Consider the following 11,795-nt stretch of genomic DNA (forward strand, 5'->3'; position numbering starts at 1 on the left):
AAAGGGCTGTCTGTGTAGATAGACAACCCTTAACTTTTTTTTTAGATATTTTTATTTTTTTGCCTTCTTTGCTGTGGAGGTCTTTTTTGCAGTTGTTGCTTTCTTCTTAACAGGCGCTTTCTTTGTAACTGGCGCCTTTTTAGTAGTTTTCTTTTTTGGTGCTGATTTAATGATTTTCAAACAATCCTCGTAGGTAAGCGTTTTAGGATCTTCAATATCTTTAGCAAGTCGGTAATTTTCCTTTTGAAATGATATGTATGGTCCCCAGCGTCCGTTAAGAATTTGCAATTCTGCATCTTCATCAAAGGATTTGATATGCTTTAAACGATCTTTTTCCTTTTTTTCCTCTATAAGGACAATTGCCCGCTCCAAATCAATTTCCATTGGATCATCTACATCTTTCTGTAAAGATGCAAATTTCCCATCGTGACGAACGTAAGGGCCAAATCGACCGATAGCAACCACAACTTTCTTATCTTCATACAGACCAAGGTCTCTGGGAAGTTTAAATAAATCGATAACTTCTTCAAGAGTGATTGTTTCCAAGTGCTGACCAGTGCGTAGGCTTGCAAATTTTGGTGCTTCTGCTTCCTTATCTTCCGAGCTTTCACCTAATTGCGCCATTGGACCATATCTTCCAATACGTACCAATATTACTTTTCCAGTTACTGGATCATTTCCAATAATTCGTTCTCCTGTTTCTCTTTCAGATTCCGCAAGAGTTTTCTCTACGTTAGCATGAAATGGATTGTAAAATTTCCCGATCATTTCGTACCATACCAATTTCCCAATAGCGATATCATCAAATTCTTTTTCCACGTCAGCAGTGAAATTATAATTCATGATTTTTGTAAAATGCTTATTTAAAAAGTCAGTAACAACCATTCCTATATCCGAAGGAAAAAGTTTTTTGTTTTCGGCTCCGGTAATTTGAGTCTTGGTTTCTTCTGAAATATTATTTTCCTGAAGAGTAAGTACTTCAAAGTTTCTTTCTATTCCATCTCTAGATTCCTTAACAACATATCCCCGATTTTGAACGGTTGTAATTGTTGGTGCGTAGGTAGATGGTCGGCCAATTCCTAATTCTTCCAGTTTTTTCACCAAACTCGCCTCGGTATATCTTGCAGGACGGTAGGTGAAGTTCTGAGTGGCATTCATTACTTCTTCGCTTAGCAAATCACCAACTGTAACAGTTGGCAGAAGAGCTTCTTCTTCTTTTTGATTTTCATCATCCGAAGATTCCATATATACTTTGAAGAATCCATCGAACTTAATCATTTCACCCGATGCTACAAGTAATTTGTCGTTCGTAGAGATGCTAATTTTGATGTTTGTTTTTTCTAATTTAGCATCAGCCATTTGAGAGGCTATGGTTCGCTTCCAAATTAAATTGTATAAACGAATTTCATTTGATTCTCCAGAAACACTATCCTTATTTAAATTTGTTGGACGAATAGCCTCGTGAGCTTCTTGCGCTCCCTTGTTTTTTGTTTTATATCTTCTAATTTTTACATATTCAGAACCATGACGTCTGGTGATTTCTTCCTCTGCTCCATTAAGTGCAGTTTCAGATAGATTCAAGGAGTCAGTTCTCATGTATGTAATATTTCCCGCTTCATACAAGCGTTGAGCAACGGTCATTGTTTGTGCAACAGAAAAGCCAAGTTTTCTACTTGCCTCCTGCTGTAATGTAGAAGTTGTAAAAGGTGCTGCCGGTTTACGCGTCGAGGGTTTTTTCTCGATATCGCTAACTCGGTATTCACCATTTTTACAACTGTTTAAAAAAGCAAGAGTCTCTTCTTTTGTTGAAAATCTTTTAGGGAGTTCTGCTTTTAGTGTTCTTTCATCACCATTATTATCCGTGACTGTAAGATGTGCAACAACTTTGAAGTAAGATTCAGATTTAAAGTCAATAATTTCTCTTTCTCTTTCAACAATCAATCGAACAGCTACCGATTGTACTCGTCCAGCAGATAATTGAGGTTTGACTTTTTTCCACAAAACAGGAGAAACCTCAAAACCAACTAATCTGTCTAGAATTCTTCGTGCCTGCTGAGCATTAACCAGATTCACATCGATATCACGTGGACTTTTGATTGCATTTAAGATTGCATCTTTTGTGATTTCATGGAAAACAATCCGTTTTGTGTTTTCTTTTTTAAGCTTAAGGACTTCGAATAAGTGCCAAGCAATTGCTTCTCCCTCGCGATCCTCATCAGATGCGATCCATACAGTAGTTGCTTCTTTTGCTAATTTTTTCAATTCGGCAACCACCTTTTTTTTATCAGTGGATACGATATAATTTGGGGCGAAATTATTCTTGATATCAATTCCAAAATCTTTCTTCTCTAAGTCTCTAATGTGCCCAAAGCTAGACTTTACCACAAAGTTTTCACCTAAAAACTTTTCGATAGTTTTTGCTTTTGCTGGGGACTCAACTATAACTAAATTCTCTACCATACTTGTATCTTTACTTTGGAAAGTTTAGGTTTAAATTTTTGCAAAGTAAAACAATAAGGATTCTAATTTCAAAATTTATGATGATTATTTTGAAATTAGCTATTTCAGATATCTTAAATAATTTGATATAATTAGATGATGTACCTCCTTTAATTGTTCGAATAATATTTGCTATTTTTACAGCACAATTAAATTAATTGATTTAAAATGTCAGAAAACAATATCGAGACTAATCCGATTATCGAACAGGAATCGAAATTAAGAACTTTTAAAAAACCTCTCATTATATTCTGGTCGGTTTTTTTGATTGGTGTCTTACTAGTTATTTTATTTTTTGCCGGTGTTTCAAATGGTACATTTGGTTTTATGCCTTCATTTGAAGAGCTGGAAAATCCAGATAATAGTTTGGCTACCGAAGTGTATACCGTAGATGGTAACCTGATTGGTAAGTTCTATTTTGAAAATAGATCTTTTGTTGAATATCCTGATTTATCTTCATTTTTAGTAGATGCCTTGATAGCTACAGAGGATGTTCGGTTTAATGATCATTCAGGAATTGATATTCGCGGTTTAGGTCGTGTTGCTATCGGATTGGTAACTGGAAATAGAAGTGCGGGAGGGGGAAGTACAATTTCTCAGCAATTGGCGAAAATGTTGTTTCCACGTGAGAGTTTTGAGAAAAAATTTGATATCGTTTTTAGAAAATTTCGTGAATGGGTGATTGCGGTAAAGTTGGAGCGAAGCTATACTAAAGAGGAAATCATGACAATGTATTTTAATAAATTTGATTTTTTAAACCTGGCTGTGGGAATTAAATCGGCTGCGAACGTATATTTTAATACGACACCCGATTCTCTTCGTGTTGAACAGGCTGCTATGCTTGTGGGCATGGCAAAGAATCCATCCTATTTTAATCCCTTACGTAGGCCTGAATTGACATTGGATAGAAGAAATGTTGTTTTATCGCAGATGGTCAAGTATGATTACTTATCGGAGATGGAGTTCGATTCTTTAAAAAATATTCCATTAGAAATAGATTTCCAGAAAGTGGATCATAAAAGAGGAATGGCACCCTATTTTAGAGAGTACTTACGTGCTTCTTTTACAGCAAATAAACCGTTAAGAAATCAATATCCATCCTATGCATATCAGCAATTTCATAAAGATTCTTTAGAATGGGAAAGTAATCCTTTTTATGGATGGTGCAATAAAAATGTGAAAGTAGATGGAACTCCATACAATATATATACGGATGGACTGAAAATATATACAACCCTTGATTCCAGAATGCAGCGATATGCGGAAGAGGCTGTGGTTGAGCATCTGGGCTTGGATTTACAGATGGCATTTAACCGCGAGAAAGAGAATCATAAGAATCCTCCTTTTTCTGATGATTTAACTGACGAGGATGTCGCGCAAAATATTGAAACTTCCATGAGAAGAAGTGAAAGATATCGTGTTTTAAAGAAAAATGGCATGAGTATGGATTCCATTCGATTGGTATTTAAGGATCCAACGAAAATGAAAATTTTCACATGGAAAGGAGAAAGAGATACCATTTTGAGCCCTAATGATTCCATGCTTTACATGAAAGGATTTTTACGTGCCGGATTTATGTCAATGGAACCTCAGACCGGAGAAGTACGGGCGTATGTAGGAGGACCGAATTTTGAGCACTTTATGTACGATATGGTTAATGTTGGTAAACGCCAGGTAGGATCAGTGATAAAACCGTTTTTGTATACACTCGCGATGAAGGAAGGTCTAAGTCCTTGTGATAGGGTGCCAAACATTCCACAAACATTTATTTTGCCTGACGGTTCTCCATGGACAGCAAAAAATTCTACTGATGCCAGGAGCGGTGAAATGGTGACTTTAAAGTGGGGATTGGCTCATTCGGTGAATTATATATCCGGTTGGGTGTTGAAGCAAACCACACCAGAATCGGTTGTTGAAATGGCTCATAAAATGGGTATTATTAGTGAAATTGATCCGGTTCCATCTATCTTTTTAGGAACCTCAGAGATTACGGTATATGAGATGGTTGGTGCGTACTCAACTTTTGTAAATAAAGGGGTTTACATCAAACCAAGTTTCATTACAAAAGTAGAAGATCACAAGGGAAATTTGCTTGCTCAATCGGTTCCTCGAAAACGCGAGGTGATGGATGAACGAACAGCCTATTTAATGACGAATTTATTGGAAGGTGTGGTTCAGAGAGGTACAGGGGTGAGATTACGGTTTACTTACGGTTTAAATAATCCGATTGGGGGTAAAACCGGAACTACTCAGAATCAGTCAGATGGCTGGTTCATGGGGATTACTCCCGAATTAGTATCCGGCGTATGGGTTGGTGCAGAAGATCGTTCTGTTCATTTTGAGGGGATTAGACTGGGACAGGGAGCGAATATGGCATTGCCAATTTGGGCTCTTTATATGCAGAAGGTTTATGCCGATAAAAGTTTAGGACTTACTCAGGGAGATTTTGAAAAACCAAGAGGTGTAAGTATAAATCTTGATTGTGATGACGACTCAAATACGAATGAATTAATTGAGTCGGAGAATGACGATTTCTTTTAAAATTATAGTTGGAAGATCGATATATTTTCTTAAAATTGCAAAGATGTTTAGGTTCCCGAAAGGGAATAATAGGGAATCCTGTTTAAAGCAGGAGCTGTCCCCGCAGCTGTAGATTCCGGTTCGTTTTTCGAATCAATATTTTAAGTCATTAGACCACTGTTCTGTAGAATGGGAAGGCACTTAAAATTGGAATAAGCCAGAAGACCTGCCTGAGATCATGGATTTTAGCTTTCGGTGGAAAAAGCGGAAAGATTCAGTTTATTTCTTTCTATTCCGACGCTATCTGGTTCGAGCTGCCATACTCGAATCGACAAAATTCATAGTAACTGTTTATAAGGCCGAGACTTAAGTTTCGGCCTTTATTTTTATCTGAAAAGGGTCTGAAATACTTCCCCGACCTTGCTAACCAAATGAATTTTTATTTTAAATTTTGAAGTGTCAAGTCCTTTGGAATTGTGCTTTGGAATGAAAATTTGTTTGAATCCCAGTTTCTCAGCCTCACTAATTCGCTGATCAATTCTACTAACAGGTCGGATTTCTCCTGATAATCCGATTTCTCCGGAAAAACAGACCTCCTTTGGAATAGAGATATCTGTACTTGAAGATAATACGGCCAAAATTACAGCCAAATCGATGGCTGGATCATTTACTTTGATTCCTCCGGCAATATTCAAAAATACGTCCTTGGTTGATAGTTTAAAGCCTGCTCTTTTTTCCAATACGGCTAAAAGCATATTTAATCGACGAAGATCGAAACCTGTTGAAGAGCGCTGAGGAGTCCCGTAAGCAGCAGAACTAACTAATGCTTGTGTCTCTATAAGAAAAGGGCGCATTCCTTCTATTGATGCCGAAATAGTAACACCACTTAGGCTTTCATCATCTTGAGAAAGCAAAAGCTCGGATGGGTTCGAGACTTCTCGAAGTCCGTTGTGTTGCATTTCGTAAATTCCCATTTCAGAGGTAGAGCCAAATCGATTTTTTGTGGATCGCAAAATTCGATACATGTGGTTTTGATCTCCTTCGAATTGAAGAACAGTATCTACCATGTGTTCCAGAATCTTTGGACCTGCTAAATTTCCATCTTTGGTGATGTGACCAATGAGAATAACGGGTGTAGACGATTCTTTAGCAAAGCGCAGTAACTGAGATGTACATTCTCTAATTTGCGATACACTGCCAGGGCCCGCTTCTATCGATTCGGTTGCAAGTGTCTGAATGGAATCAATAACGATGATATCCGGAGAGGTATTTTTCACATGAGAAAAAATATTCTCCATTGAGGTTTCGCTTACAATCAGACAGTTTTCGTTATCCGAGTTAATGCGATTGCCACGAAGTTTTATTTGTTGAGCGCTCTCTTCGCCTGAAACATATAAAGTGGTGTAATTTTTTAAGTTTAAAGCAATTTGAAGCGCAAGTGTTGATTTCCCAATTCCAGGTTCACCGCCAATTAATATTAATGATCCGGGAACTAATCCTCCTCCTAAAACTCTATTTAATTCCTCATTTTTGGTGTCGAATCTTGATGCTTCAGATGAAGATATTTCAGATATTTTTTGTGGCTTGTTTTTCTTGCCTTGTCCATTGGATCCAATAATTTGTGAGGGGCTTGATTTTACCACAACTTCCTCGACAAAGGAATTCCATTCTCCGCATGAAGGACATTTCCCTACCCATTTTGCAGATTCTACTCCACAAGTTTGACAAAACCAGGCACTTTTTGTTTTTGCTTTGGTGGCCATAAATCTGAATTATTATTTATTGGTTGAGTTGATTATTTTTTTAATGATTCCTGTTGACGAGAATCCTTCTAGGAAATCAAGAGTTTTAATTTCCCCGCCTTTAGCTTTAACAATATCGTACCCAACAATATCTTCAGCATCGTAATCGCTTCCCTTCACAAGAATATCAGGCTGTACAAAATTAATTAATTCATAAGGTGTTTGTTCACCAAAGTAAATTACCATGTCAACAAAGCCCAATGATGCTAATAGAAAGGCTCTTGAATATTCATCAATTATTGGTCGGTCAGGACCTTTAAGTTTTTGAACGGAGGCATCGGTATTTAAACCAATAACAAGTTTGTTACCCATTGAGGCTGCAGTAGCTAAATAATCTAAATGACCTCGGTGAACAAGATCAAAACAACCATTAGTGAAAACAATTTTCTTTTCTTTAAAACGCCAAGTTTGCAGTAAGTTAAAAGCATTTTCTTTCTCTGTAATGATTTTATTTTTTACAATATCAAGTTTATTCATTTAACTGATTTTTTTGAAGGTAGTAATTTACAAGTATAAAGTAACTGAAATAAAGGATCAAGATTCGGGATGAAATTGTTTCAACATTATTTTGAATTAAATATTTTTGACACAAGGCCATAAAAAAAGGGCTGATCGGTTAGAACAGCCCTGCACTTATAAAATAAGTTAGTTTAAATCAATTTGTTAGTGGCAGTATCTGGAAAAACCAAACTTGGTTCCCATGATTTTGCCTCCTCAAAATCCATAGATGCATAAGAGATGATGATAACAACATCACCAGCAGCACATTTTCTGGCAGCAGGCCCATTTAAACAAATGATTCCCGATCCTCTTTCACCACGAATAACGTAGGTTTCTAAACGTTCTCCATTGTTTACGTTAACAATTTGAACCTTTTCATTTTCAATCAAATTGGCTGCATCCATTAAGTCTTCATCAATGGTTATGCTTCCAACATACTGAAGATTAGCACCAGTTACTGACGCTTTGTGAATTTTCGATTTACAAACTTCAATGTACATATCGTTTTTTACTAATATTTAAAAGTAACATTATCTATCAGGCGGGTTTTTCCAACCTGAACCGTAATACAACCTATTTTATTATTTGACTCATTCCAGTCTTTAATCACCTCAAGAGTTGTATCGTTAACAATCTCAAAATACTCGACCGAAAGATAAATGTTTTTATTGATTTCGTCAACAACCCATTCTTTCAATTGAGATACACTTAATTCTGGTGCTAAGTTACGAGCTTTAAATAAAGTTTCAGAGATTTTGCAAGCATTTTTTCGTTGCTCCTCAGTAAGTAAAACATTTCGTGAGCTCATTGCTAAACCGTCTTTCTCCCTTATAATAGGGCAGGACACAATGTTTACACTTAACTTAAGGTCTTTTGTCATCTGCTTAATAACAGCTATTTGTTGGAAATCTTTTTGTCCAAAATAGGCGTTGTTAGGGCTTACAATGTCAAAAAGTTTGCTGACAACTTGTGCAACACCATTGAAATGCCCTGGACGATTTTTTCCTTCCATTACTTTATCCAGTAATCCGAATTCAAATATTCTTGTGTCTTGTTCAGGATAAATCTCACTCACATCAGGAATAAAAATCAGGTCTGGTTTGTAGACTGAAAGTTTTTCTAAATCATTTTCAATAGTTCTAGGATAAGATGATAAATCCTCTGGATTATTGAACTGAGTGGGGTTCACAAAAATACTAACAACAGTTATGTCGTTGTTTTTTACAGACGCATCGGCTAGAGACAAGTGTCCCTGATGAAGTGCTCCCATTGTTGGAACAAATCCGATTGTCTTTCCTTCCGACTTAAACTTGCTGATTTTACTTTTAATTTCAGCAACAAGTTTTACTATTTCCATTTCTTTAATTGTGTTCTGTAAAATCTGATTGATTTTCATTTGAGACTGCAAATAAAATAAATAAATACAAATTGAGAAATTATTATTGCATTTAATTGTTTTGTAGGATCTTTAAGGCTCAGTTTCGAACAGTTTTGTTAATTATTTTTATTAATTTTGCGCAGATAAATTATTAGCGACTATGGAAAAGACAAAAGTATTGTTTGTTTCACAAGAAATTACCCCTTATCTTCCTGAAACTGAAATGTCTGAAATAGGTAGGCATCTACCTCAAGGAATCCAAGAAAAAGGAAAAGAGATCAGAACTTTTATGCCTCGATATGGCTGTATCAACGAGAGAAGAAATCAGTTACATGAGGTAATCCGTCTTTCTGGAATGAATTTAATAATTGATGATACTGATCATCCGTTAATTATTAAAGTTGCCTCTATTCAAGCGGCTCGCATGCAAGTTTACTTCATTGATAATGAGGATTATTTTCATAGAAAAGAGATTCTGATAGATGGAAATGGCAATGCATTCGAAGATAATGATGAAAGAGCTATTTTCTTTGCTAGAGGTGTGCTTGAAACGGTAAAAAAATTGAGATGGGCACCAGATGTTGTGCATTGTCAAGGCTGGTTTACTGGCTTAGTACCTTTGTACATGAAAAAAGCATTTAATGAGGATCCATTATTTACAGATACAAAAGTGGTTTTCTCGATGTATGATGATGAATTCCCGACTCATTTCAGTAGTCAGTTTAGAGAAAAATCAATTATTGAAGGAGTTAGCCTGGAAGATGTAAGTATTTTAGAAGATGCAAATTATGTAGCACTTCATAAATTAGCAATTGATCAGTCTGATGCTTTGATTATGGGTAGTCCTCAAATAAATGAAGAAGTTATGGCTTATGCCATTGCTTCAGGGAAGCCTTTGGTTGAGTATAAGAACAAGGATGAATATGTTTCAGCTTATTCAGAACTTTACGATGAATTAGTAGCACAATAGTTACTGATTACAATATTATAAAAAGGTGTAAGTAAGCGTTGGCTTATTTACACCTTTTATTTTTTATCCTTTTTGCAATATTCTTCAAGAAGTTTGGAGAGCTTTCTAACTTATAGTATTTTTAGCTGAATTTATAATAATTCAATCGATGATACTGGTATGGTGTTAACGTATTGAAAGTAAAACTAGTGTCTTGTTGAATGAATTGTTTTAACAAGTTTCGAGTGGTACCGAAACTGAAATATTTGTATTATTATGTGTGGAATAGTTGGTTACATTGGGAATAAGCAAGCTTATCCTATACTTATAAATGGTCTGAAAAGATTGGAATACAGAGGGTATGATTCTGCCGGAGTTGCCCTTCGTACAAATCAAACTAAGGTATTTAAGTGCAAGGGAAAAGTTCAGGACTTGGAAAATCATGTTAAAGGAAATGATGTTTCAGGAACAATTGGAATTGGACATACGCGTTGGGCGACTCACGGAGAGCCTAATGATGAAAATGCTCATCCTCATAGTTCGATGAATAATAAGTTTGTAATTATTCATAACGGTATTATTGAAAATTACTCACTTTTAAAAGAGAAGCTTACTAAAAGGGGATATACCTTTCAAAGTGATACTGATACGGAAGTTCTTGCAAATTTGATTGAGTATATCTATTTGAAAGGTGAAGTTTCTGCAGAAATTGCTGTTCGACTGGCTTTAACAAAAGTGGTTGGGGCTTATGGTTTGGTTGTTATTTGTGAAGACGAACCTGATAAATTGATTGCTGCCAGAAAAGGAAGTCCTTTAGTAGTTGGAGTTGGTAATGGAGAATACTTTCTTGCATCGGATGCTACTCCGATTATTGAATATACCAATAGCGTTATCTATCTGAATGATAATGATGTTGCTATTATAAGCAGGGATGAGTTGGTTTTGAAAACCATACAGAATGATAAGTTGACTCCACACATTCAACAATTGGATTTGGATATCGAGCAAATTGAAAAAGGTGGTTACGATCATTTCATGTTAAAAGAAATTTTTGAGCAAACCAGTTCTATACACGATACAATTCGAGGAAGAATTTCAACAACAAATAAAGAAGTCTTTTTAGGTGGGATAAATGATGTTATTCCCCAATTGGTGAATGCGCGTCGAATATTAATTATTGGATGTGGAACATCATGGCATGCGGGAATGGTAGGTGAGTATTTGTTTGAAGAATTTGCCAGAATTCCTGTTGAAGTTGAATACGCATCAGAGTTTCGTTACAGAAACCCTGTAATATTTAAGGATGATATCGTTTTGGCAATCAGTCAGAGTGGTGAAACTGCTGATACCTTGGCTGCTATTAAATTAGCCAAAGAGGCTGGAGCTACCGTTATAGGTATTTGTAATGTTGTTGGTTCAAGTATTCCTCGTGAAACACATGCAGGAGTTTATACTCATGCCGGACCAGAAATTGGAGTTGCTTCTACAAAAGCATTTACAGCTCAGGTAACTGTTCTTACTATGATGGCAATGCTAGTTGGATACCGTAAAGGAACATTAGCTAAAGATTTGTATGAAGAGTTGATTGCAGAGATCGCGAATCTTCCTAAGAAGATCATGAGGATTTTAGATAAGGCTGATGATATTAAAGAATTGTCGAAGAAGTATATGAATTCGACTAATGCACTTTACTTAGGACGTGGTTTCTTGTTTCCTGTAGCTCTGGAGGGTGCTCTAAAATTAAAAGAGATTTCATATATACATGCTGAAGGATATCCTGCCGCGGAAATGAAACACGGACCAATTGCACTTATTGATGAGCAAATGCCAGTTTTCGTTGTTGCAACAAAGGATAAATCTTACGATAAAATAGTAAGCAATATTCAGGAAGTAAAAGCCAGAAAAGGTCATGTAATTGCTATTGTAACTGAAGGTGATACCGTGATTAGTAAAATGGCCAATCACGTAATTGAAATTCCTGAGACTTTGGAAGCATTGGCTCCATTGTTAACTGTAATTCCTTTCCAGTTACTATCCTATTACATTGCTGTTTACAGAGAGTGTAATGTTGATCAACCAAGAAATTTAGCTAAATCTGTTACTGTAGAGTAATGTAAGTTTTGAAATACTATAAAAAGAGCGATGT

General features: G+C 36.0%; 8 protein-coding genes and 1 riboswitch. Of the genes, 3 read left to right on the forward strand and 5 right to left on the reverse strand.

Features of this window, described 5'->3' with window-relative positions; all coding sequences use genetic code 11:
* Positions 1-51 precede the first annotated feature (51 nt).
* Positions 52-2,460: a type I DNA topoisomerase gene (gene topA / locus ALGA_RS09865; RefSeq protein ID WP_096429155.1), complete on the reverse strand. Its 2,409-nt coding sequence runs from the start codon at positions 2,458-2,460 to the stop codon at positions 52-54.
* Positions 2,461-2,667: 207 nt separating this feature from the next.
* Between topA and ALGA_RS09870 the strand changes: the two genes are divergently transcribed.
* A complete protein-coding gene (locus ALGA_RS09870; protein ID WP_096429156.1) occupies positions 2,668-5,040 on the forward strand; it encodes a penicillin-binding protein 1A in 2,373 nt (790 codons plus the stop codon).
* Positions 5,041-5,072: 32 nt separating this feature from the next.
* A riboswitch (cobalamin riboswitch) is annotated at positions 5,073-5,267 on the forward strand.
* Between the two features lie 138 nt (positions 5,268-5,405).
* Here the strand turns inward: ALGA_RS09870 and radA are convergent.
* The 4 genes from radA to panC form a co-directional block, all read right to left on the reverse strand.
* Complete coding sequence (radA, locus tag ALGA_RS09875) at positions 5,406-6,782, reverse strand: DNA repair protein RadA (RefSeq protein WP_096429157.1); 1,377 nt, start codon at positions 6,780-6,782, stop codon at positions 5,406-5,408.
* A gap of 12 nt (positions 6,783-6,794) precedes the next feature.
* Positions 6,795-7,298 (reverse strand): D-glycero-beta-D-manno-heptose 1-phosphate adenylyltransferase, encoded by a 504-nt coding sequence (gene rfaE2, locus ALGA_RS09880; protein WP_096429158.1) that lies wholly within the window; start codon positions 7,296-7,298, stop codon positions 6,795-6,797.
* Between the two features lie 173 nt (positions 7,299-7,471).
* Complete coding sequence (panD, locus tag ALGA_RS09885) at positions 7,472-7,822, reverse strand: aspartate 1-decarboxylase (protein WP_096429159.1); 351 nt, start codon at positions 7,820-7,822, stop codon at positions 7,472-7,474.
* Between the two features lie 11 nt (positions 7,823-7,833).
* Positions 7,834-8,718: a pantoate--beta-alanine ligase gene (panC, locus tag ALGA_RS09890; protein WP_231706099.1), complete on the reverse strand. Its 885-nt coding sequence runs from the start codon at positions 8,716-8,718 to the stop codon at positions 7,834-7,836.
* A gap of 142 nt (positions 8,719-8,860) precedes the next feature.
* On the opposite strand from panC, the gene ALGA_RS09895 reads away from it, so the two are divergent.
* A complete protein-coding gene (locus ALGA_RS09895; protein ID WP_096429160.1) occupies positions 8,861-9,670 on the forward strand; it encodes a glycogen/starch synthase in 810 nt (269 codons plus the stop codon).
* Between the two features lie 255 nt (positions 9,671-9,925).
* Positions 9,926-11,761 (forward strand): glutamine--fructose-6-phosphate transaminase (isomerizing), encoded by a 1,836-nt coding sequence (gene glmS / locus ALGA_RS09900; RefSeq protein ID WP_096429161.1) that lies wholly within the window; start codon positions 9,926-9,928, stop codon positions 11,759-11,761.
* Positions 11,762-11,795: the final 34 nt, after the last annotated feature.

This window comes from Labilibaculum antarcticum (genome assembly GCF_002356295.1).
Lineage (GTDB): Bacteria > Bacteroidota > Bacteroidia > Bacteroidales > Marinifilaceae > Labilibaculum > Labilibaculum antarcticum.

Coding starts and splice junctions, on each gene's coding strand:
- rfaE2 (WP_096429158.1), bottom strand. CDS start 7,298: ATGAATAAACTTGATATTGTAAAAAATAAAATCATTACAGAGAAAGAA.
- panC (WP_231706099.1), bottom strand. CDS start 8,718: ATGAAAATCAATCAGATTTTACAGAACACAATTAAAGAAATGGAAATA.
- panD (WP_096429159.1), bottom strand. CDS start 7,822: ATGTACATTGAAGTTTGTAAATCGAAAATTCACAAAGCGTCAGTAACT.
- glmS (WP_096429161.1), top strand. CDS start 9,926: ATGTGTGGAATAGTTGGTTACATTGGGAATAAGCAAGCTTATCCTATA.
- ALGA_RS09895 (WP_096429160.1), top strand. CDS start 8,861: ATGGAAAAGACAAAAGTATTGTTTGTTTCACAAGAAATTACCCCTTAT.
- radA (WP_096429157.1), bottom strand. CDS start 6,782: ATGGCCACCAAAGCAAAAACAAAAAGTGCCTGGTTTTGTCAAACTTGT.
- ALGA_RS09870 (WP_096429156.1), top strand. CDS start 2,668: ATGTCAGAAAACAATATCGAGACTAATCCGATTATCGAACAGGAATCG.
- topA (WP_096429155.1), bottom strand. CDS start 2,460: ATGGTAGAGAATTTAGTTATAGTTGAGTCCCCAGCAAAAGCAAAAACT.